This window comes from Nostoc sp., assembly GCF_036917515.1.
Classification (GTDB): Bacteria; Cyanobacteriota; Cyanobacteriia; order Cyanobacteriales; family Nostocaceae; genus Nostoc.
This window is the reverse complement of sequence record NZ_JBALDE010000165.1, coordinates 1-23,981: the sequence shown is the minus strand read 5'-3', so window position 1 is coordinate 23,981 and position 23,981 is coordinate 1. Positions and strand designations below refer to the sequence as shown.

The following is a 23,981-nucleotide window of genomic DNA, read 5'->3' as shown; positions in this document are numbered from 1 at the left end:
ATGCTGAAGTATTCAATTCGATTATTACTTCATTACTTGAAGTACGGGAAAATACCCGTGTTAACCTGATTCATCCCGCACTTATGCAACGCCCGCATTCTTTAAGGATGGATTTGATGTCGAGATCATCTTTGAAGTTCTGAGCTAATTCTTGGATTGCTACACCTTGCACATACTCATGATCATTTTGGGTGATGCATTCTTTGAGCCAGGTTTTGGTGTTGGGTTCATCTTTAAAATTCTGAGCTAATTCTCGGACTGCTGCACCTCGCACAAACCAGTCATTATCCTGGATAGCAAATTCTTTGAGCCAGATTTTGGTGTTGGGTTCATCTTTGAAGTTCTGAGCTAATTCTCGGACTGCTGCACTTCGCGTATTCAAGTCATCATCCTGAGTAGCGCATTCTTTGAGAATGGATTTGGTGTCGGGGTCATCTTTAAAGTTCTGAGCTAATCCTTGGACTGCTGCACGTCGCACATTCCAGTGAACATCCTGGATAGCATATTCTTTGAGCCAGGTTTTGGTGTTGGGTTCATCTTTGAAGTTCTGAGCTAATTCTTGGACTGCTGCACTTCGCACATTTTCGTGATTATCCTGGATAGCGCTTTTTTTGAGAATGGATTTGGTGTCGGGGTCATCTTTAAAGTTCTGAGCTAATTCTTGGACTGCTGCACGTCGCACATTTTCGTGATTATCCTGGGTAGCGCTTTTTTTGAGAATGGATTTGGTGTCAGGGTCATCTTTAAAGTTCTGAGCTAATTCTCGGACTATTGCACCTCGCACAAAGTTCTCATCATCCTGGGTAGCGCGTTCTTTGAGCCAGGTTTTCGTGTCGGGGTCATCTTTGAAATTCTGAGCTAATTCTCGGACTGCTGCACCTCGCACAAAGTTGTCATCATTCTGGGTAGCGCATTCTTTGAGCCAGGTTTTTGTATCAGGAGATTCTTGCCAGGTCGTTACAATTGCTATAATCGCTTGAGTCCGAATTTTCTGAACTAGCTGAGTTTCTTCTTTGTTGTTATAGAGGATGTAATAGTACCAGAGGTCATATTTAGTTAAATCTTTTAGCTGGTTAAGTAATTTAGTAGCTGTTGACGTAATCACCGAGCGATTTCTCACCTCTACAAGACACTTAGCCGCTAAAAAAAGATTAACAAACTTTTCCTCTTCGCCATCTTGTGCCATTAAATAATCAAGAATCTCGCCAACAAATCTTGGCTCAATCATTCCCGCAATTAGCAGCAATACTTCATGCCAACTTTCATCTTGCCAGTGTTTGCCAAAAACTTCATTCTTAAGTTCCTCAATAGTCAGCGTTTGCGTTTCTTTAAACTGCCAGACAAACTCCCAAGCACAGAAATATTCTAAAAATGTCCGATGCACAAAAGCATAATAATCTGCACCCAGGAAACATAACATAAAGTTGCGAGTCCGCAGTTGATTAATCATCACCCGCGCAGCTTCTCTAGGTTTATCAAATTCTATAGTTTTGAGATAATCAATCAGAACTTTGACTAAATCATTTTCATTAATTAAATTACCAGCCAAACCTTTCTCACCAGTTTGCATAAGATAAGCAACCTGACGCAGCATCGCTTGCTTATCTTTATAATCAATCGTCTTAGGATCTAACCTCTGATCTTCTATCAAAGCGCGTTCCACATCCCATTGATGCAGCAGTACCCGTGATGCTTGATTATAAAGCTCGGCTCTATCTCTTGGTAGCTCTTGATTTCGATTTAGAATTGCCATCATCGTCAACAGCAGAGGATTTCCCGCCAATTCTGCAATAGATTTGGAAGCTGCAATTCCTCTTTGTAGCCGTTCCCGTTTTCTTACTTTTTCTACTGCATCGGTAAAAGTTAACTCATGCCAACGGTTAATGAAATCCTGAATTTGTTCTGAGTCTAAATCTTGTAAAATAAAGTGGCGAAACTCAGCATTAAGCAATCGTTGCGGTTTATAGCCAATAATCCGAGAAGTGACAATTACCTGCACATCAGGATAGTCATTAGTAAAGCGATGAATATCAGTAATTACATCCTCTCGCTTACCAGGGTCAAATACCTCATCCAAACCATCAAACATCACTAAGGCATTACCAGCTTTTAATTGTTTATCTAGTTCAAGCTGATTGAGATGATGAATTGCACCACTACATTGATGGAAGAATTCGAGAAAATTATTGCACTCTTTATCTTCCCGTCGCCGCATATAAGTGCGTAATTCAATTAGCAACGGAATTGGTAATGAGATAACATTATCCAGTGGAGACTCTGCCCAATTCAAAGCCAGAAATTGCAACAAAGTAGACTTACCTGAACCAGGATCGCCCAAAATCACAAGATTTTTATAATCTTGCTTTTTATTGACAACATCTAAAACTGAACGGATCGGCTGTTCAATATAAACCCGTTTGTGGCGTTCTAATTCTTCTAATTCAACAGCTTCTACTTGGTCACTTTCTCGCAGCCGTCTAAGATGTTCTTTAGGCAGTTCGTGAACTTGTGGTAAAACTTGATGAGCTTCCCGGACATTTTGAGCAGTAAAAATACGCCATAATTTAAGTTCGTTATAGGCATAGCCGCTAGTATCTAAACTATCTAACTTGAGATTGCCATAGCGCTCACGGATTCCTTCTTGATATTTAATTAAATTAAAATCTACAATAACACCAGCAATTTCTTTTGTATTTATTTCAATATCAGACAACTTTTGTAATTCTAGGATATGGTGTAAATCTTTTGAATCTAAAAGAAGTTCTTGGACTTGTGTAAAATACTGTTCTGTAAATGATTGCCAGTTAAACTTAGATGGCAGAGGTTTTAATTGCAGCCTGTTCCAACTATCTTCTAGGGTTTTAGCGTCTAGAGATTCACAATTAATATCAAAAGCCTGACCAAGAATTTCTGTAACCGACTTATCGCTGATAAATTTCTGGATGTCTTTGGTGTACTCTTTAATCTCAGCTTCAACAAGTTTGCAACGAACCTTTAACTGCTGCTGCATGAGTTGCAAAAATTCCTTTAACGCTTTACCAGCAGCGATTGCTATGTCTTCCTTCTTAAGTTTCTGGAAAATCTTGCCAGGGATGCCTTTTAATAAATCTTTAGCCCAATCTTTAGCTGCATCCTTGGCTAAGTCTTCCAGAATGGGTTTAAAAATCAACCCAGCGGCCTGAGTTACACCCCAAATAGCTAACCAGTCCAGCATAATACTCGCTTCTGTTGAAAGTTTGATTACGAGTATATCCACTAGCTAGAGTAATGTTTCCAGATTTCAGGGCGATCGCAGAAATATCACAGGTATCGGAGAACCTATCTCTAAATTTCTCTCCTTTTAGGAGAGAGACTTTGAATTTTTCCAAGATTTCCTTGCTTGGCATCAGCAACAAAAAGTCTCTTCCCTCGCAGATGCTTTTGTCGAACTACGTCAACTCTGTGCTGAATAAAATTACATTTTAGAAACTCCTCCACGATATGGCGATCGCCATATCCCATTTGCTGAGGAGCGGTATTATCATACTTAATCCATTTATTTGAGTTTTGAGATGCGATCGCAATTTCCCCCACAGCACGCTCACTCTCGCTACAACCATGAGCCACAGCCAGTTATACCAAGGGATATGTGCAATCAATCACCACTATTTGAGAAAAAGCAAGTCTTCAGCCTTGGGTTTTTCAAACAAAAACTTGGCTTTTTAACTGGGAAAGAACGCTGTTAAGACCCTCTGCATAATGGTTTTGAGGCTAGCTTGAGGACTATCTTAGTTGGAAAGTGCGATCGCTCTGCCTTTTTTACAACTCTCGGTTCACCCATTTTTTGATGAGTTAGAAAAAATAGCAGTAGATAAAGATATTTTAAGTATTTAAAAAAAATAATACCTCTGAGTTAGCTTTGTTCAGACTCTCGGTAAAATTGGCTAGCCGAGAATTATGTGTAACATAGATCACTACCAAGATAGAGGGAAGTTTCCAAATGGTTGCATTTACTCTAAAACCAACACAGATACTTGAACGCATACTATCTGCATCGCTAATTAGTTTGATGTCCTTAGAGGTTCTTACCACCGCAGCGATCGGCGAACCACCCGCTGCATCTGTTGAAACCAAGCTAAAAGTGCCTAGTACAATGACCTCTTGGCCCTTTAATACTAACCGTTACTTGAAAGTGCCGCCCAATTTCTCCGTCTCTGTTTATGCTCGCATTAACAAAGCTCGCTTTATGGCAGTTGCTCCCAATGGGGATCTTCTAGTATCACAGCCCAGTTCTGGTAAAGTGTTAATTGTCCGGTCAAATGGCAGTAAAGACCCAATTATTTCTGACTTCGTGACGGGTCTACGCAAACCACACGACATTGTGTTTCATCAGATTGACAACACTACATACATTTATATCTCTGAGAGTCATCAAATTAACCGCTTTATCTACAACACTGGAGACTTAATTGCGAAAAATCGTCAAATCGTTGTAACTGGCTTACCAGACAACAGCACACAAGAACTCAAAGGCGCTTATGGTCACGAACTGAAAAATATCGCACTTGATGGCAACCACAAACTATACGTGTCGATCGCCTCTACATGCAATGCTTGTAAAGAAGATACTGTCAGTACTCCAAAACGCGGTGCAATTTACCAATACAACGCTAATGGAACCAATCAGCGACTTTTTGCCCAAGGTTTACGTAATGCTGAAGGGTTAGCATTCTTACCTGGCACAAATGACCTTTGGGTAGTCGTTAATAATCGAGATAACATTGCCTATCCCTTCAAAGATAGCAGTGGCAATTACGGTAAGATTGTCCCCTCCTACGTAGACAACCAGCCACCAGAGGAGTTCACGAAAGTCCGAGATGGCGGTAACTACGGTTGGCCATTTTGCAATCCCAATTCTGACAGGTCAAACAGCCTCAACAATATGTTATTTGACTGGGACTATCAGTTCAATGGTGATGGAAAGGTTAATTGTAATGCAATGGACAAAATTAGCAAAGGTATCCAAGCCCATTCAGCTCCCTTGGGACTAACATTCTTACAAAATACCAACTTTCCCAACCTATATTCAAATGGAGTAATGACAGCGCTGCATGGTTCATGGAATCGGCAGAAGAAAACGGGCTACAGAATAGCTTACTTTCCCTGGAACAGTACGACAAAGACTCCAGGGCAGGAGATAGATTTAGTCACCGGTTGGGTAGTTCCAGCAACGCAAGAAACCTGGGGGCGACCCGTGGATATGGTAGTAGACCAACAAGGTAATTTGTTAATTTCAGATGACTACAGCGGCACTATCTATAAGCTTTCCTACACGCCGTCACTACAGGTTAAGGCTTACACAGACCCTAACTTTGGCAGAATTTCCCAGTCTTTTGCTACGACTTCAGGAATATACAAAGCCAACCAAGGTGACTTAAATATTGTTGGTAATCACACTATTAGTTCATTAAGTGTACCATCGGGTACAGGGGTACGTGTGTGCCAACATGAAACTGGTGGTTTATGCCGTGATTATACTGGTAGTGATTATAAATCCCTTAGAAATGGCCTTGATAATATCATCTCGTTTATGGAGGTTATGTAGCACACTCACCAAATTTTAGATTTTAAATTTTGGATTTAATCCTTTACAGCAATTTTCTTTATGTATTTGAACCACATCTGTCGTAAGGGCACAGCAATGCTCATTGGTGTCAACTTAAGCAAAAAGGAATCATAAGATGTAATCTAAGAACATCTTAATTGATGTTCTTAGTGATACATTATGAATACAAAACGTTCAGCGCGAAAAGGCAACCCAGACCTGCGGCAACAAAAACATGTACCAGCGCCGCCAATCGAAGAAATTGAAAAACAACTATATTCATTGCGATCACCAGCCAGCTTCAAGCGACTCAAGTTACGTTCAGGCAAGGACGAAAAAAAACTGCGTAGGCGCAGCCCGGCGCAGGCATCGCAGATACTAACATTGCCTGTAATGATGGTAGTAGTATTAAGTTTGGTATATCGGCAGATAGCCGGATTAAGGGAAGTGCAACGAGTACTTGCGGGCATTCAGGTCTTCAGGGTCGCAACTGACAATAACATCAGAATAATAGTAGCGGCTCTGGGCTGTGAGTTGCATTTTCACATCTAACACATTCACTCGACAACCCCTGGAACGCAAATGAGGGTACAAAGGTCTGTAGAGATTTGGTGCAATGTCGTTATGGGGAATAGTACCACCTGTCATGGCAAACACTTCGCCATTGGTATATTCGTAGCGAAGGTCTTGCTGAGGTTCTCATTCAAGATATTCCTCAACGGTCATTTTTGGCGGCTGTTGGGAAATGACGATTATGACTTAAGATTTTTTCACGCTTGGTTTGATTGTAGCTAAATAGTATCAGCAACAAAGAACGGTATCTGGAAAACCTCTCTCCTAAAAGAAGAAAGACTTTAAACTTTTCTTCTTGCTGACCAAGAAGGGGGTGAGTTTTTTGTTAAGGTTTGTAGTGAGCAATTCAGAAAATTCATTGCGATCGCTCAATCATGTTAGATTATAGTTTGTTGTTTCTCTCAAACACAAAATCTGAGAATTTCTTAGCCATCTCCTGATTGTGGGAATAAAGAAAAAAAGTTAAAAGTTAAGTTTTTTGAAAATAATGTGCAGCAACGCCTCTATTTCCAGTCGCTCACATAGCTTACCAAGCAAGACTTAGAACCACAATTGAATATCATTGTCAAAGTAAAAATTAAAAAAATATGAATTGCATTTTTACCCTCAAAAAAATGATATGTTAGATACAGAATTGAATTTTGCACGTTTGTGGAGTAGAACGATATAAACTACTCCAGTTTTTCACCCTCAAACCCTTGGCATTTATTGCTTTTGAAAAAATTTGAGGGCAATTTGAGTACACATTTAAATAACCCAAACCTAGTTTCAAGTTAGTTAAAGTTATTGCTAGGATTGGGTTGTAGCTGAGTACAAAGAAATCCTGAACCCCCATCTATAAATACTAGAACCCCAACCAAAAAATACTAGAACCCCTACCTGAAAAAAACTTTTTTAATTCTTGTAATGCTTGAAGAATTAGGGATTTTATTATTTGAGTACAAAAGTAATAAATCCAATAAATTCTATCCTAGACAGACGCAACATCTGGCTGGGAGAGGGCTGCTATAAATCTTATATCGCCAATCACCTAAGCTCTGAAAAAAAACAAAGCGAAGAGTGAGTGGAGGGATGACATAGCACCATGCCTGAAGTGAATAGAAGTCGCGGCTCAGGGCACAAATTCTACCCAAGAACCGAACGTTGACACACACCAGCCGAACATCTAAAGATTCATCGCCTGCCTTACTTGAAAACAAGTCGCCCGAACCCAAGGGTTTGCAGGCAGTGTGGAAGACGCGACTTCAATTCCTAGGCATAGAGAGTAGCAACAGCATCTCCCACAGTGGCAGCCAAGTCCACCGACCTTTTGCGAAACTCAATGACATCACCGTCTACACGACTCCTCAACTCCAACGCCACGGAATCGCCAACCCAAGCAAAATCAGGTGGTTGCGGCTGCGACAGCACCAGCAGCGCCACCGTGGAAAGGGACGAAAAGCTCCAAGAACGCATTGCGAAACATCCCTGCTACAGCGAAGACGCTCATCACCACTATGCCCGGATGCACGTTGCAGTTGCTCCTGCTTGCAACATTCAATGCAACTATTGCAACCGCAAATATGATTGCGCTAACGAAAGCCGTCCTGGAGTAGTTAGCGAATTGCTAACACCAGAACAAGCAGCACACAAAGCTTTAGTCATTGGCGGCAAGATTCCCCAAATGACAGTTGTGGGAATTGCTGGCCCTGGCGACCCACTGGCGAACCCAGATAAGACTTTCCGTACATTTGAGTTGATTGCAGAGCAAGCACCAGATATTAAGCTGTGCTTATCAACCAATGGTTTAATGCTGCCGGATTACATCGATCGCATTAAACAATTAAATATAGATCACGTTACGATCACTATCAACGCAGTAGATCCAGAGATCGGTGCTAAGATTTATCCTTGGGTTCACTATAAGCGCAAGCGTTACAGAGGTCTTGAAGGCGCAAAAATTCTCCACGAAAGACAGATGGAAGGATTACAAGCCCTCAAGGATGCTGACATCTTGTGCAAAGTCAACTCCGTGATGATTCCTGGAATTAATGACCAGCACTTAATTGAAGTGAATCGAGTCATTCGGGAAAAAGGTGCATTTTTGCACAACATCATGCCATTGATTTCTGCACCAGAACATGGCACACACTTCGGTTTAACCGGTCAACGCGGCCCCACACCTAAAGAACTCAAAGAAGTTCAAGACAACTGCTCTGGTAACATGAAAATGATGCGTCACTGTCGCCAGTGCCGTGCCGATGCAGTCGGATTATTGGGAGAAGACCGCAGCCAAGAATTTTCTAAAGAGAAGTTCTTGGAAATGACTCCAGAATACGACATGGAACAACGCGCTACCGTTCACGAAGGAATTGAGAAGTTTAAAGAAGAACTGAAAGTAGCCAAAGACAAAGCGCTTGCCAGCAAGAAATTTGCCAACAATCCCAAAGTCCTTGTTGCAGTAGCAACCAAAGGCGGCGGATTGGTTAACCAGCACTTCGGTCATGCTAAAGAATTCCAAATTTACGAAGTGGATGGAAACGAAGTTTGCTTTGTCGGTCATCGTAAAATTGACCAATACTGCCAAGGTGGATACGGCGAGGAAGCTTCTTTTGAGCATATAATGAAAGCGATCGCAGATTGCAAAGCAGTTTTAGTCTCCAAGATTGGTAACAGTCCTCAAGAAAAATTGCAAAAAGCTGGAATACAGAGTGTTGAAGCTTACGACGTGATTGAGAAGGTTGCTTTGGAGTTTTACGAGCAATACGTTAAGGAATTAGGGAATTAGGGAATAGGGCATAGGGCATGGGGTATAGGACAAGAATTATCCCTAACGCCCTGCCCTAAACCCAATCCTCAATGCCTAATGCCCGATGCCCTTTGCCCAAAAAAGGAGAATAAATCATGGCTTACAAAATTCTTACTAGCCAGTGTATTTCCTGCAATCTCTGTCTATCTGTATGTCCCACAAATGCAGTTAAAGTGATTGACGGACAGCACTGGATTGACCCTGAACTTTGTACAAACTGCGTTGGTAGCATTCATACCGTGCCTCAGTGTAAAGCTGGTTGTCCTACCTGTGACGGTTGCGTTAAGCAGCCTAGCGATTACTGGGAAGGCTGGTTTGCCAATTACAACCGCGTAGTTGCTAAATTAACAAATAAACAAGATTACTGGGAACGTTGGTTTGACCGTTATAGCCAGACATACTCACAACAGTTGCAAAAGCGTCAACCCCAATCAATGAAAGCAGAAGTTTAAGTAATTCGTAATTTGTAATGACGCTCTTTCGTCGCTAAAGCTTCTCTACGAGACGCACTCGCGTTCGCTAACGTAATTCGTAATTGAAAACAACAATGCAAAATAACTGCATCTATCTCGATAATAATGCCACCACTAAGGTAGACCCAGAAGTTATAGAGGTAATGCTACCTTATCTCACAGACTATTACGGCAACCCCTCCAGTATGCATACCTTTGGTGGGCAAGTCGGTAAAGCACTGAAAACAGCAAGAGAACAACTTGCAGCCATCCTGGGAGCTGACTCATCAGAAATTGTCTACACAAGTTGTGGAACTGAGGGAGATAACGCGGCGATTCGAGCCGCACTGTTGTCGCAACCAGAAAAGCGACACATCATCACCACCCAAGTTGAACATCCAGCAGTACTCAATGTCTGCAAGCAATTAGAAACCCAAGGTTACACTGTTACCTATCTATCAGTAAATCATCAAGGGCAGTTGGATCTAGATGAACTAGAAGCTTCCTTGACGGGTAACACCGCCCTGGTGACAATTATGTATGCTAATAATGAAACCGGCACGGTTTTCCCGATTGAGCAAATTGGGTTGCGCGTAAAAGAATATGGCGCTATCTTCCATGTCGATGCGGTGCAAGCAGTGGGAAAAATCCCCTTAAATATGAAAACTAGTACCGTGGATATGTTAACCCTGTCTGGTCACAAGTTGCATGGCCCGAAAGGAATTGGTGCTTTATATATCCGGCGCGGAGTTCGGTTCCGTCCCTTCATTCTTGGGGGACACCAAGAACGCGGACGGAGAGCGGGAACAGAGAATGTTCCAGGAATTATCGCCTTGGGCAAAGCTGCCCAACTAGAACTGTTACACTTAGAAGAAGCGACCACAAGAGAAAGAAGGCTGCGCGATCGCCTCGAACAAACTTTACTTACGACAATTCCCGATTGTGTAGTTAACGGTGACGTTACGCAGAGATTGCCAAACACCACAAATATCGGCTTCAAGTACATCGAAGGTGAAGCAATTCTACTGTTATTGAACAAATACGGTATCTGTGCATCATCCGGTTCTGCTTGCACCTCCGGTTCTCTGGAACCCTCCCACGTCCTGCGGGCAATGGGCTTACCCTACACAACTTTGCATGGTTCCATCCGCTTCAGTCTTTGTCGCTACACCACAGAAGCTGAAATCGATCGAGTGATAGAGGTAATGCCCAGTATTATAGAACGTTTACGCGCCCTCTCACCCTTTAAAAATGATAATGCAGGTTGGCTGCAAGGACAAGAACAAGCACTGGCGCATCGCTAGGGACTAGGGACTAGGGATTAGGTAAGAATTTTCCCAATACCCAATCTAAAATCCGGCGTTGCTGAATAATGGGATGATTTAGCTGGATTTAGTAACGAGTTTTCAATGGTTTCAACCGCCAATTCATCCTGCATTTATGCAACGCCTAAAATCCAAAATCTAAAATCTAAAATTCGTTATGTGGGACTACACCGATAAAGTATTAGAACTGTTTTACGATCCCAAAAATCAGGGAGAAATTGAAGAAACAAGCGAAGCTGGAGTTAAGGTTGCAACGGGAGAAATCGGTAGCATTGCTTGCGGCGATGCTTTGAGATTGCACCTGAAAGTAGAAGTAGAATCTGATAAGATTCTCGATGCTCGCTTTCAAACCTTCGGCTGTACCAGTGCGATCGCATCTTCTAGTGCATTAACGGAAATGGTCAAAGGTTTAACCTTAGATGAAGCCCTAAAAGTGTCCAACAAAGACATTGCAGATTACCTGGGTGGTTTGCCAGAAGCAAAGATGCATTGCTCTGTCATGGGACAAGAAGCGCTAGAAGCCGCTATCTACAATTATCGTGGCATTCCTCTAGCTACTCATGATGATGACGATGAAGGTGCGTTAGTTTGCAGTTGCTTTGGCATCAGCGAGTCCAGAATTCGCCGCGTCGTTCTAGAAAATAATCTCACTGGTGCTGAACAAGTAACAAATTATGTGAAAGCTGGTGGTGGATGCGGTTCCTGTTTGGCGAACATTGATGATATAATTAAATCAGTTCAACAGGAATACGCCTCACCTGCTCTCAACAATTACGGCGTACAAGTTGCCACAGAAATTGTTACGTCCAAAGAGCGATCGCTAACCAACGTGCAAAAGATTGCTCTAATTCAAAAGGTTCTCGATGAAGAAGTTAGACCCGTACTCATCGCTGACGGGGGAGATGTAGAACTCTATGATGTAGAAGGCGATCGCGTTAAAGTTGTATTGCAAGGTGCTTGCGGTTCCTGTTCTAGTAGTACAGCAACCCTAAAAATTGCGATCGAAGCCAGATTACAAGATCGTGTCAGCAAGAGCCTTGTAGTCGAAGCAGTTTAGGAATTGCTGTAGGACTTAACGTACTCTACAAATACGCCCTAATATGCATTCAGCCAGGAACAGAAAGTAGGATTTGAATTGAATCATTGTCTCCACTCAATGCTTCATACCAATTCGCCAAAAGAAAGATACAGATTGAAATCAAGCTTTCTTAATTACTAATTATGTAAACACCCGAAGGATTGCTCCCCCAAAGGTATTACGAATTACGAATTGGTATCAGTCCTATCACTATGACGGCTAACGGCATATAGGCGAAGAGATTAAGCGCCTAAAAAGCAAATTTCATCATCTAACTCGCTTCAAAGGAATAGAATATGAGTACATTGTACGACAAACTTGGTGGACAATCAGCTATTGAACAAATAGTAGATGAACTCCACAAACGCATTGCCACAGACAGCCTCCTCAATCCCATTTTTGCTGGTACAGATATGGTGAAGCAACGTAATCATCTAGTTGCTTTCTTATCTCAAATATTTGAAGGGCCAAAGCAATACGCCGGTCGTCCAATGGACAAAACCCACGCAGGATTGAATTTACAGCAACAACACTTCGATGAGATCGCAAAACTCCTGGGTGAATCAATGGCTGTGCGTGGAGAGTCGCCAGAAGACACCAAAGCTGCACTAGAGCGCATCTCAGATTTCAAGGGCGCTATTTTGAACAAGTAATAGGACTTATGCATTGATTGTTGACAAACAACATCAAGTCCTATTGAATCTTGCAAGCTGAGACACATTATGACGTATTTGTAAATTGCGTAATTTTCTTTGTTATTTATCAAAACAAATGACAAATGACAAAGAGGGAAGTCTGATCGCCGGAAATCGGCGCTCAGAACTTCAACAACAAAAAACAAAAAGAAAAGAAATTTAACTAGGAAATATATGTACTTGCTTTCAATCATTTTAGCTGTGGAGCGATCGCCCCCAGCAGGCATTTATGCCAACGCTACCAACGATGCTCTACACGCGCTCACTACTGTCGCTCAACTGGCGTGAACGCAACTGACAAACGCGCATACCCACTAACCAACCAATTGCAGGGAAACACGAACCATGACAGACGAAAACATTAGACAGATAGCTTTTTATGGTAAAGGCGGTATCGGTAAATCTACTACCTCCCAAAACACCTTGGCAGCTATGGCAGAAATGGGTCAACGCATCCTCATCGTCGGTTGCGACCCTAAAGCTGACTCCACCCGTTTGATGCTACACAGCAAAGCTCAAACAACCGTTCTTCACCTCGCCGCAGAACGTGGTGCAGTAGAAGATATCGAAATCGAAGAAGTGATGCTGAAGGGTTTCCGTGACGTTCGTTGCGTAGAATCTGGTGGTCCAGAACCCGGTGTAGGTTGCGCCGGTCGTGGTATCATCACCGCTATCAACTTCTTAGAAGAAAATGGTGCTTACCAAGACCTAGACTTCGTATCTTACGACGTATTGGGTGACGTTGTATGTGGTGGTTTCGCTATGCCTATCCGCGAAGGTAAGGCACAAGAAATCTACATCGTTACATCTGGTGAAATGATGGCGATGTACGCTGCTAACAACATCGCTCGTGGTGTTCTTAAGTATGCTCACACAGGTGGCGTGCGTTTAGGTGGTTTGATTTGTAACAGCCGTAAAACTGACCGGGAACACGAATTGATCGAAACCTTGGCAAAACGGTTGAACACCCAAATGATTCACTTCGTACCCCGTGATAACATTGTTCAACACGCAGAATTACGCCGGATGACTGTTAACGAGTACGCACCAGAAAGCAACCAAGCTAACGAATATCGGACATTGGCTACCAAGATCATCAACAACAAAAATCTGGCTATTCCTACACCTATCGAAATGGAAGAACTAGAAGACTTGTTGATTGAATTCGGTATTCTCGAAAGCGAGGAAAATGCTGCCAAGTTGGTTGGTAAGACTGCTGAAGAAGCTCCTGTAGCATAAGTCGCCGCTAAGAAATAACGCTTTAGCACAAGGAAAAAGGAAGAGTTTCATATCTTCCCTTTTACCTTTCACCTTTCGCTTACATCCCCCCTAACTCCAAAGGGGACTCCTAGTCCCCCTATGTCTAGATCCTTAAGAGTCACAGAGGCTAACTAAATATGACACCTCCAGAAAATCAAAACGTCATCGAAGAAAGAAAAGAGCTAATTAAAGAAGTTCTTAGTGCTTATCCAGAAAAAGCCGCTAAAAAGCGGGAAAAACACCTAAAAGTATACGAAGAAGGTAAGTCCGATTGCGGCGTTAAGTCTAACATCAAATCTCTTCCTGGGGTAATGACCGCTCGTGGTTGTGCTTACGCTGGTTCTAAGGGTGTGGTCTGGGGTCCTATTAAGGACATGATCCACATTAGCCACGGGCCTGTAGGTTGTGGTTACTGGTCTTGGTCTGGTCGTCGTAACTACTACATCGGCACCACAGGTGTTGACACCTTTGGTACCATGCACTTTACCTCTGACTTCCAAGAAAGAGATATCGTTTTCGGTGGTGACAAGAAACTTGTCAAGCTGATCGAAGAACTTGATGTACTTTTCCCCCTCAACCGTGGTGTTTCCATTCAATCTGAATGTCCCATTGGTCTAATTGGGGATGACATCGAAGCTGTTGCTCGGAAAACATCCAAAGAAATTGGCAAGCCAGTTGTACCTGTGCGTTGCGAAGGCTTCCGGGGTGTTTCCCAATCTTTGGGACACCACATCGCTAACGACATGGTTCGTGACTGGGTATTCACCAGAGCCGACAAAGCCAAGAAAGACGGTACACTTCAGTTTGAAAGCACCCCTTATGATGTAGCCATCATTGGTGACTATAACATCGGTGGTGATGCTTGGGCGAGCCGCATTTTGTTAGAAGAACTCGGCTTGCGCGTAGTCGCTCAGTGGTCAGGTGATGGCACCATCAACGAAATGTTGATGACCCCCAATGTGAAGATGAACCTCATCCACTGTTACCGGTCGATGAACTACATCAGCCGTCACATGGAAGAAGCTTATGGTATACCCTGGTTAGAATACAATTTCTTCGGGCCCACCAAGATTGCTGAATCCTTACGGGAAATCGCTTCCAAGTTTGACGAAACAATCCAAGCAAATGCTGAGAAGGTCATCGCCAAGTATCAGCCCACAATGGATACGATTCTTGAGAAGTATCGTCCCCGCTTGGAAGGTAAGACTGTTGCCATCATGGTTGGTGGTCTACGTCCTCGCCACGTTGTCCCAGCTTTCCAAGATTTGGGTATGAAGATGATTGGTACAGGTTATGAGTTCGCTCATAACGATGACTACAAACGTACCACTCACTACATCGAAAACGGCACCATCGTTTATGACGACGTTACCGCTTACGAATTCGAGGAATTTATCAAAGCGCTGAAGCCTGACCTCGTAGCTTCTGGTGTGAAAGAGAAGTACGTCTTCCAAAAGATGGGTCTTCCTTTCCGTCAAATGCACTCTTGGGATTACTCCGAACCTAGCGATCGCTCTTACAAGTCAAGTCAGGCAAGTTTTTTACTATAGCAGTAGAAAAAACAATCAATTTTTAGCCTAAATGCGAGTTTTAGGGTTATTCGGTAACAATCTGTTTTGATACTTCAGATAATATAACTCTTATTCTGTTTGGTTTTGAGATTTTAAACGCATTTTGCTCAAAGAAAAACTGTAAGTTAAAAGACTATTTTTAATGACGATTTTTTAGATTAAATGGGGCGATCGCTTTCACTTAACAATATGATGATTGAGGAATGGGGGGTGCAATTAGCAAAAGCAAGAATAATTCATTTGGGGTATGCCAAAGCTAAATTTGCTTTAACGGCTCACATAAGTGGTGGCAAGTAAGCTCAAATGAACCACTAGCAACTCTCAACCGCCCCCTACATTTGAATTGTTAGCTCGTCTGAGTTATGGTCGTGAACTTCTAAACCATTCCAGGCAGATTAACATTTGCATGACCAACGCTCGTTATATCCTGATGTAGCTCGTACCCTAAATAACTGAAATAAGCTTCCGGCTTTCCAAGAACTCTCGGTTTGCAAATAGAAAATGGTCGAAATCCAAACCGATCAGCGATACCTAGCTGTAAATTTCCTCCAATAGTTTTGTATTCACTATTTTGAATGTGTTCTTCAATAATGTAACGAGGAATTCTTGAGAGAGGTCTACCAGGTTCACTGTCTCCATCAAGGGCTTTTTGAATTTTCTGTGTCATATTGTTACTATCATCGCCAAGATACACAAAAGATTTTTCATTTAGATCAGTGTAGTCTCTGTATTGTAGTACATAACAAGCATTGTCGTTTTTATCAGGATAGTAGTGAAAAATATGTTGTTTTTGAGTGACGTGACACCACCCAAATAAAGCAACTTCAACTGCTGAATTCTCGCAAGCTATTACTTTGTAATCATCGAAGGCTCTACCTAAATACTCCCAGATAAAATGCGCCACATCAGCCATTTGAGGGGTATATGGTTGATTGGCTTCTAAATTACTTAAAAGAGGCATTAATGCTAGAAATGTATTTTGACCTAGCAGAGTATTGCCTGCAAAACAGTACCCATAGGTGTGAAAGTAACCTATCTGTGAGAGAAACCCATCTTCACTAGGAAACCTGCATACTACTGGCAGCGCAAATACTTTTGCAGCATCATCAATAAGAGTTGAATTTTTATTCTTGGACACACGGCTATCTGAAGCTACCCAAAGAGAAGGATTTTCAGGCATTTCGTTATTAAACCAAATAGCAATAGCTGTCATTCTGTTTCACTAATACTCCATAGCATGAACGAGCAAATAACATTAAAGTAACTTAATTCTGTAAAAGCTGGCAAATAGGCAAATAGCCAAAAAATTTTGACTATTATCCTAAGGTTCAATTTGTGTCTGATATTTGGGATGTTTGATATGATAGTGCGTTGCGCTTTGCGACAACGCACCCTACTGGATTATGGCGATCGCACTCACTCGGCAATAAACTAGGCGATCGCATTAAACCCTCCAATCCTCTATTAACAATCTGGGTACTTTGCCAAAATCCCTTTAATCAACAATGACAATCAATCGCAACCACTATATTGTCTTGATATTGGCGTAAAAGACTTCGGAACTTTTCTAGCCATTCTTCATTGGACTTTCCTTCACGATCATGCCACTTTCCATCAGGCGTAACGATAGCGTATGAAACTAAGTCACACATTAGAGCAGAGATAGGACGAATATTGTCTTCTGATTGCACAATATCTAGCCCGTATCGACGTTGAAATTCTTCTGGGTTGAGATTGTAATGCTGCTCCTTACCCCAAATTATGCCATCATACTGACCACCAATAGCAAATCCGTCACATTTTGCTTGCAAAGATGGATTATCTTCATCCGTTTCAAAATATGGCAGCATCAATTCTTTAGCCTTTTTGCTTGGGTTTGGTTCCGTGCGATCAACAATCACAAGTGTTAGAAAATGGCTCATCTTTCAGTACGTTAAATTGTGGTTATCATTGTTCCAAAAAATACGTTATGAATCATGGAATTTCCAATGATGGTTTTATCTAGGTTTAAGCTTTAGATTATTTCTTCCAAGTATTACACAAATTAACTACTGAATTTCTGAACAATTGTCTGTACAATTCCCAAAATTGCTCCGACGTTATCCAAGTAATATCTTTGCTTATCAAGCAAAGCAACTTTTTGCGAAAGTTGCAGAAACTGCCATACTTCTCCTGTTGTCACGCATCCATACACGGGTATTTCTGCTTGTCCAGATGAACGATTGAATAAATCCGCCGCTACCATTTGCGCGATGCACTGTCCTAACCCAGCTTCAACATCATTTTTCTTTGCTTCCACAACAGTGAGTATTGGCGATCGCAACGGTGGTAAAGGTGGAGCTATTGCTAAAATAAAATCACATTCCCCAATCAAACCCTGTACAGGGTCAACGTCAAGTCTTTGTCCAGAAAAAATAGCCAAGCTATCTTGGCTGAGATCGCGACAGGTTAGTAAAATTGGTACAATAATAAACTCGCTCCGAGCCTTTTCACTAATCAGAGCTAATTGGGTTCGCTTTCCTAAAGTTTCATTTAACCAAGAAGGAATAGAAAGAGGTACAAGCCTGGGAAACAAATCTGCTTCTTAGGTGGTGATTCCCAAAACAGCCGCAGCTTTTTCTAGAGTAAAGTCGCTGTACGCCATAGTTTTGTACTGCTTTGAGTATATGACGTTATAAAAGGGAATTACTTCTATTTTACCCCTGTTGTAGAGTTGTCTAAGGATTCTGTGTGAAATGCTCCCGAAGTTAGTAGTTGAGAATTTTTGAAGGCTAATTTGCTAAATTATTGCGGATTCATCCGAATCAAATCTGTCAAAATACTATCCAAACTGCCATTAACTTGAATCCGATCAATCTTCTCTGCAATCCGCTCTAATACTTCGAGTTCCTTTAGACGCAGTGCGACGGGGTTATCCTCCATCACTTTGGCAGTATTTAGCATACTGCGAGTAGCAGCAGTTTCTTCTCTACGTCTAACTACGTTTGCTTGAGCGGCTTTTTCTGCCTCGACTACCTTACTCAAGATAGTCTTAATCTCACCAGGTAAAATAATGTCTTTGACACCTACAGAATCTACTTCAATTCCATAATCTGCGGCTTTCTGGCGGATATATTCAGATATAGTTCTATCCATTGCACCCTTATCCTCTAATAAGGTATCTAAATTGCGTTCGCCGATCGCACCACGTAAAGCAAACTGTAATTCTTTGTATAAGAAGCCGGAAATATCTGATAAGCCGTTTTTTGCTCTCAATGGGTCGAGTATGCGGAAGCCAGCAGTCAAATTTAACCGCAGAGGTACTTTATCTTTAGAAAGGATGTCTTGACCAGATACTTCCATATTTTGCAGTCGCAGGTCGATGGTTTCAGTTTGAAAAGAGCGTCCAAATAACCACCAAGCGTGTACTCCTGGCGATCGCTGTCCTTGAAACTCTTGATTAATGTATACTAGTCCAACGTGCTGGGCGGGAACTTGGCAAATATGCAAACAGTTGCGACTGAGCAATTTCACTTCTGTTGAACCTTCAACCAACTCAGCTACTAAGTTAGGCTGTAACTGAGCATCAGCACTGATGTCAAGAATTTCCACTGCAACACCCTGCCAAAATAATTTGCGGCTGGTAGGTGGTAAAATCGAAATCACTTTACCTCGATATCGTACAATTGCAACTTGCCAAGGCTGTAATTGCACGGTTTCACAGTAGGCAGCAATAAAGTCAGGATGTTTTTCAATCAGTACATCTTCCAGGGGAAAGTCTGGGTTAGGGATAATTCGGCTAAGAGTCCTGACAGTAACATCTCTATCTACCGACCAAAAAGCATACTCTCCTGGTTCTAGAGGTCGCACAAAATTATTTTGCACATATAGCAAACCAATCTCATACTCTGAAATTTGGAACTTTTTGAGTCCATTCAACGCAACTGAGCGCAATTGCTGTACAAAGTAACTAGGTAATTCTAAGCTTTCTTCCAAGTTGAATATATGAGACTCGACCTCAATAAAACCACGCCAAAAAGCAATCAATTTATTTGGTGCAACGCTTACCCAATTTTGACCGTAGCGGACTAACGCAACTTGATTGAATGCGGTTCTGATAATCAATAAGTGTTCTTGTAGTTCGGCTTGGTGATTTCGCAACAACAGTTCTAGGTTTTCAATCTGAGCTAGTGGCTGATTGAGGTCATAAATTTTTACTTGCCAATGCCAACCTAAATATGTATATGTACCGGGTTGCAAAATTTTCTTAAAGTCACTGCGGTGATATAAGATGCCGATTTCGTTAGGTTTAATATAAAACGTTTGCCACATAGTAATTTGCATAAATAATTTGTGTGATAGCTTAAGTAAGTTAGGCGATGCCTGGGTTGGGCGTAGCGATGTCTACGACGGGCTACGCCAACGCAACTAGCTAAGAAGATTCAATCAACACATTTATAGCCTTGCTTGAACTCAAATACCACCTGTATCTCACAGCTTAACTACTGGAGTAAACAGAATTTATCTTGAGGTTCTTTGAGCTTTACAACCCCGTAAACAAAAGCTAAAGGATTAATTTTAGCCTTTGGTACTACTAACATACTACAAAAAAATTATTTACTCTGCCAGTGCAGGTTTTTACAGTTTCAGTGCGGGCAAAAGCTTCTCCAAAACTGGATTAAGATTGCTGCTACTTTTTCCAAACTGCTCAATGGCAATCTAAAAAAAGAAAACGGCGCTCAAATATGCCGTTCCTTTGCCACTCCAGAATCCCCAAAGGAAAACTGGATGTAGGAAAAGGAAGGAACATACTCAAGTTAGGGAGAGATACAGTTGCGCTAGCTTCTTTACTGTTATATATACCTGCATGACAGAGTAGAAAAAACAAAAGTTTTTTTGATTGGGTTTTTTGAATACCCAATAGTTTTGAGGCCTTGTCCCTAACAAGGTGCCCGTACCCAGGGCGAGGGTTTTTGGTGGAAAGTATAGGAATCGAACCTACAACACATCGATTATGAGTCGATTGCTCTACCAGTGAGCTAACTTCCTGGGGTTTGATACAGGAGTCGAACCTGTGACACATCGATTGTGAGTCGATCGCTCTACCAACTGAGCTAATCAAACGATGGTATAGTTTCAAGTACTCGGCGACATACGCTCATACTAAAGGTTGGCGCACCAGTTAGGTTTATGGAACCTAAACTATAGCTTTGTAACTTTATTACTATCCCGCTCCAAATTTAGCATATAGAAATTATGAGGTGCTGCAACCACGCCCATTTTATACATTGTCTGAATTTGACCTCTGCTGACAATTCATTTTTGGGCTTCAGTCAGGGAAAGCCAGACCAGTCATGGGGTCACGAATATACAACCCTAATGTGAGACTACGCATTGCTTCATCCCAAACAGGTATTAATTGTTCTGCTTGATCTACCCAATAATCGAATGTAATTAAGCATTGAACATTCGACCCCAAACCAATGCAAGTCCGCGAAAAAGCTTCCCGTGATTCTTCTTGGGTGTCAATGAACTTCATCTCTGTCCAGACAATTCTGGCGGTTTGACGCTTAACGGTAATAATTTCTCCCCTCTCAATGATGTTGCGGCTGTCGTCTTCCAAGACTTTCTTCAAGGTGGATTTTAGCGGAAACTGGCTCCAGTCATTAGGTGGCAGACGATTAAAAGATACTTCTAGACAGCAATCATCGTTGGGCGGTTTTTTATCCATGAACTTGAAAGATTTTTCTTGTGGCTCAAAAACCCAATTCTGGGGAACATTGAAGCGAACAGCCCCCCGATCTGCGACAAAAATTTTGTAACCTGATGGAGATTCCCAGCGATGGTCAGGTTTTAGTTCAAGCGTTTCTTTTATCCACTGAAGATTGCTTTTTTTACGCTTTGCCATAGTATTTCTGCATTTTCTGCTGAAGAGGGCGTCACCGATAGCGTAACGTAAAGCCGTTTGGCATAGCTTCTCTATGAGACGCTACGCTAATGCTTAGAGCGACACAGGAGGGTAACAGCCCATTGTAGACATTGCCCTTTTTGTTAATGTTATCAAATTGCTAGTATTTTGAATAACTCTTATATTAAATAAATAAAATTAAATAAAATTTTTGGGATTCTATATCAAAGAATCCAAGGTAATTGTAACGTTGTGATTAAAGTTTCAGCTTTTAACATTAAAATTTTAGCCGCAGTGTTCATGGTTATGGATCATGTGTGCTATTTGCTAATGCCAGAGTTAAGAATTTTGCACTTAGTTGGGCGATTCAGTTTTCCTCTCTTTGCATGGCTTCTGGTTAAAGGCGAAAAACATACCCAAAATGCATACCGCTATGGGAGGAGACTATTAATTACAGCAATAATATCTCAACCAATCTACAGTATTGTTTTCCAGAGCTTATCACTTAATATTCTGTTCACGCTTCTTCTTGAACTTGTGATGTTGCGCTTAGTCAAGCGTTACTCACAATTATGGCAGCAATTAATAATTATCGGCTTGTGTGCAGTAGTTGCCGAGGGCTTGGGCGTTGAATATAGAGTATATGGGATTGGAGTAATTTTCTTAATGTCCCTAACAGAAAAACTAAAGCCTAATGTATGGTTGCTCTACTGGTGCTTCTTTCACTTTATTTTAGTAACTCTATTTATAAGTGATATAGTGCAATATTGGGCAATTCTTGCAGGATTCATTGTTTTTCAATTCAATGGAAAACAAGGTTCACGAGCTAGATGGTTTTATGTGTTTTATCCTGCTCATTTAATTATTTTAGGTATAATCCATTATTTAATCCAGTCTAGATAGGATTAACTATCTGTATTGCTCTACAGATAACCTTAATACAATTGGCTTCACGGATTGAGGCAAAGTAGTCCTCTAACTAAACAGCGATCGCATAAGAAAGCTGGTATCCAATCCTTTAAAATCAATAAGGGCTGGCAGTGAAGCGGACAATAATTTTGCTAGATTGTTTTTTTAGGCTTTGCTATGGTGTTTTTGCTTTCTCTACCCAAGAGTACGTGGGCGTAGGCTGTTGTTGACATCGCCCAGATTATTATCAGCGATCGCGCAATGCACCATTGCATATATGGCTAACTCCTTAAGCAACGCCGTAATCTGTGTACTGCCTTTTATAGGGAGGCTGCAATCCCAAAACGATGTCATCTTTAGGAACACCCATCTTGACTAACTCCTCAGCAGGATTCTGATCTGTTAAATTCTGCTGAAGCCATATTTTTCCGTTTTTAATATCAAAATGGATGATACATCGATAAATGCGATCGAATTCTTGCCAACCCACATTCATCCACTGATAATGATCTCGCTCTGTATCGAAGATGAGTTGAGCCTCGACCTTATCATCTGAAACATCGTCACTGGCATAATGAGTAAGCAAAGTCTGAATATACTCTCGATACTTAGCTATTTTATCCATTGCACAATCACCTCATTCACTGGATCGTACACAACTAACAAAACTTGATATATTTGGACTGCTGTCTGCGTGAACTCAAGTTGAAAGAAAGTTCGATAGGCATCTACTGGAACTGCCAAATATAATACTCGCTCTGGCTCAGTCGCTTTCAGCGCCAAGCGATAACTGAGGAATTGACCTAAAGCCCCGTAGAAATCTGTAATTGCAGAAGGATTCAGAAAGCTCTTAATCTCGACTGCTATTTTCTCACCTGCTCTCTCGGCTGCAACTAGTCTTTCTGCACCCAAATCTATCTGAAAGTTGACGTTACCAAATTTAAATTTGAGTGGATCGTCTGTAATTACCCATTGCTCTTTTTGTAGAGCTTGCTTAACTGCTTCGTGAAAAATGTCCTTTGCTGACACAGATAAAATTAGATACTTCTACACTCATGATGGTACTCTTTTTGCTGAAAAAGTAAACGCCTTTACCTGTTGTGACCTATAAGTTTTCGCCAGTCTGCTCAAAAGACTAAGCGATCGCTCACTTTGCTAATCGTATCAAATTGCCAGTAGTAGAGTGTGTTCTCGTGCAGTACAATGCACATTATAGGAGGGATGCGATCGCACTACATGCAATCATGCTGCCTCAATGTCAGATTCCAACGTGTCGAAGAGAGATTTTACAAAAGTTAGTGCCTCATTGTCATCCATTAATAGTTTCCGTACAGCCCTCTCATACTGTTCACGGTTTTGAAACCCAAGTTCCTTTGCAATTTTGTCTAGAGCAGGCGTTTCACGAATTGGATATTGTGAAATGATTTCTATCAAATTGCCAGCATCAAGTGCATTTTGTAACCTTTCACGCTCTGCTGTGACAACACTAACCACATCAATAGAGATACTTATGGGCTTACCATCAGCAATTTGTTCTCTTCGAGGCAAATGTTGAAAAATCTTTTCACGAATCGCCTTTTCAGCTGTTCGCTCACTTAAGCGTTGAATATGTGGCTGGACTGCCGCAATCGCAGCAGTTTTGGCTTTAGCTAGGCAAGTAGGGGCGTCATCTCCTGTAACGACTGCATAGCACTGTGCAACAAGGGATTGAACGGATGGATGGTAATAGAGCGACTCGACAGAGAAGACCGAAAGGGCATATACACGAATGGCACTAAGAAAAACCGAAACACTTGTGGGTTAAGCAGTTTGCAATTGCTTGCGTAATTCGTGGCGGGGTTTGGTCATTAAGGGGTAAG

20 protein-coding genes, 2 tRNA genes and 2 pseudogenes are annotated in these 23,981 nt (G+C 41.7%); 11 read left to right on the top strand and 13 right to left on the bottom strand.

Features of this window, described 5'->3' with window-relative positions:
* Window positions 1-70 precede the first annotated feature (70 nt).
* The gene (locus V7K89_RS21445; protein WP_335190674.1) at window positions 71-3,214 is read right to left on the bottom strand and encodes an NACHT domain-containing protein; all 3,144 of its coding nucleotides are present in this window, start codon (window positions 3,212-3,214) and stop codon (window positions 71-73) included.
* A 110-nt stretch (window positions 3,215-3,324) separates the two neighbouring features.
* Window positions 3,325-3,606 (bottom strand): hypothetical protein, encoded by a 282-nt coding sequence (locus V7K89_RS21440; protein ID WP_335190672.1) that lies wholly within the window; start codon window positions 3,604-3,606, stop codon window positions 3,325-3,327.
* A gap of 373 nt (window positions 3,607-3,979) precedes the next feature.
* On the opposite strand from V7K89_RS21440, the gene V7K89_RS21435 reads away from it, so the two are divergent.
* Together V7K89_RS21435 and V7K89_RS21430 are read left to right on the top strand one after the other, a co-directional pair.
* Window positions 3,980-5,584, top strand: a complete 1,605-nt coding sequence (locus V7K89_RS21435) for a PQQ-dependent sugar dehydrogenase (RefSeq protein ID WP_335190670.1) — start codon at window positions 3,980-3,982, stop codon at window positions 5,582-5,584.
* 180 nt (window positions 5,585-5,764) lie between these two features.
* Window positions 5,765-6,046, top strand: a pseudogene (locus V7K89_RS21430) (IS4 family transposase); the annotation flags it as partial.
* Here the strand turns inward: V7K89_RS21430 and V7K89_RS21425 are convergent.
* Window positions 6,041-6,340 (bottom strand): annotated as a pseudogene (locus V7K89_RS21425) (Uma2 family endonuclease); the annotation flags it as partial. The pseudogenes V7K89_RS21430 and V7K89_RS21425 overlap by 6 nt on opposite strands.
* 1,138 nt (window positions 6,341-7,478) lie before the next feature.
* Between V7K89_RS21425 and nifB the strand changes: the two are divergent.
* The 7 genes from nifB (at window position 7,479) to nifD (ending at window position 15,305) form a co-directional block, all read left to right on the top strand.
* Window positions 7,479-8,924: a nitrogenase cofactor biosynthesis protein NifB gene (nifB, locus tag V7K89_RS21420; RefSeq protein WP_335190668.1), complete on the top strand. Its 1,446-nt coding sequence runs from the start codon at window positions 7,479-7,481 to the stop codon at window positions 8,922-8,924.
* A gap of 116 nt (window positions 8,925-9,040) precedes the next feature.
* Window positions 9,041-9,397 carry a 4Fe-4S binding protein gene (locus V7K89_RS21415; protein ID WP_335190666.1) on the top strand — a complete coding sequence of 119 codons (357 nt, stop codon included), beginning with the start codon at window positions 9,041-9,043 and terminating at the stop codon, window positions 9,395-9,397.
* Between the two features lie 95 nt (window positions 9,398-9,492).
* Complete coding sequence (gene nifS, locus V7K89_RS21410; protein WP_335190664.1) at window positions 9,493-10,701, top strand: cysteine desulfurase NifS; 1,209 nt, start codon at window positions 9,493-9,495, stop codon at window positions 10,699-10,701.
* Window positions 10,702-10,879: 178 nt separating this feature from the next.
* A complete protein-coding gene (gene nifU / locus V7K89_RS21405) occupies window positions 10,880-11,779 on the top strand; it encodes a Fe-S cluster assembly protein NifU (protein WP_335190662.1) in 900 nt (299 codons plus the stop codon).
* Window positions 11,780-12,096: 317 nt separating this feature from the next.
* Complete coding sequence (locus V7K89_RS21400) at window positions 12,097-12,453, top strand: globin domain-containing protein (RefSeq protein ID WP_335190660.1); 357 nt, start codon at window positions 12,097-12,099, stop codon at window positions 12,451-12,453.
* Between the two features lie 387 nt (window positions 12,454-12,840).
* Window positions 12,841-13,734: a nitrogenase iron protein gene (gene nifH / locus V7K89_RS21395; protein ID WP_334913177.1), complete on the top strand. Its 894-nt coding sequence runs from the start codon at window positions 12,841-12,843 to the stop codon at window positions 13,732-13,734.
* Window positions 13,735-13,892: 158 nt separating this feature from the next.
* Window positions 13,893-15,305, top strand: coding sequence for a nitrogenase molybdenum-iron protein alpha chain (gene nifD, locus V7K89_RS21390; protein WP_335190658.1), 1,413 nt, complete (start codon window positions 13,893-13,895; stop codon window positions 15,303-15,305).
* Window positions 15,306-15,702: 397 nt separating this feature from the next.
* On the opposite strand, the gene V7K89_RS21385 is transcribed toward nifD, so the two are convergent.
* Window positions 15,703-16,539 carry a hypothetical protein gene (locus V7K89_RS21385; RefSeq protein WP_335190656.1) on the bottom strand — a complete coding sequence of 279 codons (837 nt, stop codon included), beginning with the start codon at window positions 16,537-16,539 and terminating at the stop codon, window positions 15,703-15,705.
* A gap of 158 nt (window positions 16,540-16,697) precedes the next feature.
* Here V7K89_RS21385 and V7K89_RS21380 point away from each other — a divergent pair, with 158 nt between their 5' ends.
* Window positions 16,698-16,835 carry a hypothetical protein gene (locus V7K89_RS21380; protein ID WP_335190654.1) on the top strand — a complete coding sequence of 46 codons (138 nt, stop codon included), beginning with the start codon at window positions 16,698-16,700 and terminating at the stop codon, window positions 16,833-16,835.
* Here the strand turns inward: V7K89_RS21380 and V7K89_RS21375 are convergent.
* From V7K89_RS21375 to V7K89_RS21350, 6 genes are all read right to left on the bottom strand, one after another.
* On the bottom strand, window positions 16,826-17,248 hold the full coding sequence (locus V7K89_RS21375) for a hypothetical protein (RefSeq protein ID WP_335190652.1): 423 nt from the start codon (window positions 17,246-17,248) through the stop codon (window positions 16,826-16,828). The genes V7K89_RS21380 and V7K89_RS21375 overlap by 10 nt on opposite strands.
* A gap of 122 nt (window positions 17,249-17,370) precedes the next feature.
* Entirely contained in the window at window positions 17,371-17,901 is a 531-nt protein-coding gene (locus V7K89_RS21370) for a hypothetical protein (protein ID WP_335190650.1), read from the bottom strand.
* 209 nt (window positions 17,902-18,110) lie between these two features.
* Entirely contained in the window at window positions 18,111-19,637 is a 1,527-nt protein-coding gene (locus V7K89_RS21365) for a slipin family protein (RefSeq protein ID WP_335190676.1), read from the bottom strand.
* Between the two features lie 642 nt (window positions 19,638-20,279).
* Window positions 20,280-20,354, bottom strand: a tRNA-Met gene (locus V7K89_RS21360).
* Window positions 20,354-20,429 (bottom strand) — tRNA-Val (locus V7K89_RS21355). Before V7K89_RS21355 ends, V7K89_RS21360 begins: the two co-directional genes overlap by 1 nt.
* A gap of 205 nt (window positions 20,430-20,634) precedes the next feature.
* The gene (locus V7K89_RS21350) at window positions 20,635-21,213 is read right to left on the bottom strand and encodes a hypothetical protein (RefSeq protein WP_335190648.1); all 579 of its coding nucleotides are present in this window, start codon (window positions 21,211-21,213) and stop codon (window positions 20,635-20,637) included.
* Window positions 21,214-21,465: 252 nt separating this feature from the next.
* On the opposite strand from V7K89_RS21350, the gene V7K89_RS21345 reads away from it, so the two are divergent.
* Window positions 21,466-22,116 (top strand): TraX family protein, encoded by a 651-nt coding sequence (locus tag V7K89_RS21345; RefSeq protein WP_335190646.1) that lies wholly within the window; start codon window positions 21,466-21,468, stop codon window positions 22,114-22,116.
* A gap of 295 nt (window positions 22,117-22,411) precedes the next feature.
* On the opposite strand, the gene V7K89_RS21340 is transcribed toward V7K89_RS21345, so the two are convergent.
* From V7K89_RS21340 to V7K89_RS21330, 3 genes are all read right to left on the bottom strand, one after another.
* Window positions 22,412-22,747 (bottom strand): XisI protein, encoded by a 336-nt coding sequence (locus tag V7K89_RS21340; protein WP_335190644.1) that lies wholly within the window; start codon window positions 22,745-22,747, stop codon window positions 22,412-22,414.
* Entirely contained in the window at window positions 22,735-23,151 is a 417-nt protein-coding gene (locus V7K89_RS21335; RefSeq protein ID WP_322674557.1) for a XisH family protein, read from the bottom strand. Before V7K89_RS21335 ends, V7K89_RS21340 begins: the two co-directional genes overlap by 13 nt.
* Before the next feature lie 213 nt (window positions 23,152-23,364).
* The gene (locus V7K89_RS21330) at window positions 23,365-23,670 is read right to left on the bottom strand and encodes a hypothetical protein (protein WP_335190642.1); all 306 of its coding nucleotides are present in this window, start codon (window positions 23,668-23,670) and stop codon (window positions 23,365-23,367) included.
* Between the last annotated feature and the right edge of the window lie 311 nt (window positions 23,671-23,981).

Excerpts from the sequence above, each read along its gene's own strand:
- V7K89_RS21445 (WP_335190674.1), bottom strand. The coding sequence starts at position 3,214 with ATGCTGGACTGGTTAGCTATTTGGGGTGTAACTCAGGCCGCTGGGTTG.
- V7K89_RS21435 (WP_335190670.1), top strand. The coding sequence starts at position 3,980 with ATGGTTGCATTTACTCTAAAACCAACACAGATACTTGAACGCATACTA.
- nifB (WP_335190668.1), top strand. The coding sequence starts at position 7,479 with ATGACATCACCGTCTACACGACTCCTCAACTCCAACGCCACGGAATCG.
- V7K89_RS21415 (WP_335190666.1), top strand. The coding sequence starts at position 9,041 with ATGGCTTACAAAATTCTTACTAGCCAGTGTATTTCCTGCAATCTCTGT.
- nifS (WP_335190664.1), top strand. The coding sequence starts at position 9,493 with ATGCAAAATAACTGCATCTATCTCGATAATAATGCCACCACTAAGGTA.
- nifU (WP_335190662.1), top strand. The coding sequence starts at position 10,880 with ATGTGGGACTACACCGATAAAGTATTAGAACTGTTTTACGATCCCAAA.
- V7K89_RS21400 (WP_335190660.1), top strand. The coding sequence starts at position 12,097 with ATGAGTACATTGTACGACAAACTTGGTGGACAATCAGCTATTGAACAA.
- nifH (WP_334913177.1), top strand. The coding sequence starts at position 12,841 with ATGACAGACGAAAACATTAGACAGATAGCTTTTTATGGTAAAGGCGGT.
- nifD (WP_335190658.1), top strand. The coding sequence starts at position 13,893 with ATGACACCTCCAGAAAATCAAAACGTCATCGAAGAAAGAAAAGAGCTA.
- V7K89_RS21385 (WP_335190656.1), bottom strand. The coding sequence starts at position 16,539 with ATGACAGCTATTGCTATTTGGTTTAATAACGAAATGCCTGAAAATCCT.
- V7K89_RS21375 (WP_335190652.1), bottom strand. The coding sequence starts at position 17,248 with ATGAGCCATTTTCTAACACTTGTGATTGTTGATCGCACGGAACCAAAC.
- V7K89_RS21365 (WP_335190676.1), bottom strand. The coding sequence starts at position 19,637 with ATGTGGCAAACGTTTTATATTAAACCTAACGAAATCGGCATCTTATAT.
- V7K89_RS21350 (WP_335190648.1), bottom strand. The coding sequence starts at position 21,213 with ATGGCAAAGCGTAAAAAAAGCAATCTTCAGTGGATAAAAGAAACGCTT.
- V7K89_RS21340 (WP_335190644.1), bottom strand. The coding sequence starts at position 22,747 with ATGGATAAAATAGCTAAGTATCGAGAGTATATTCAGACTTTGCTTACT.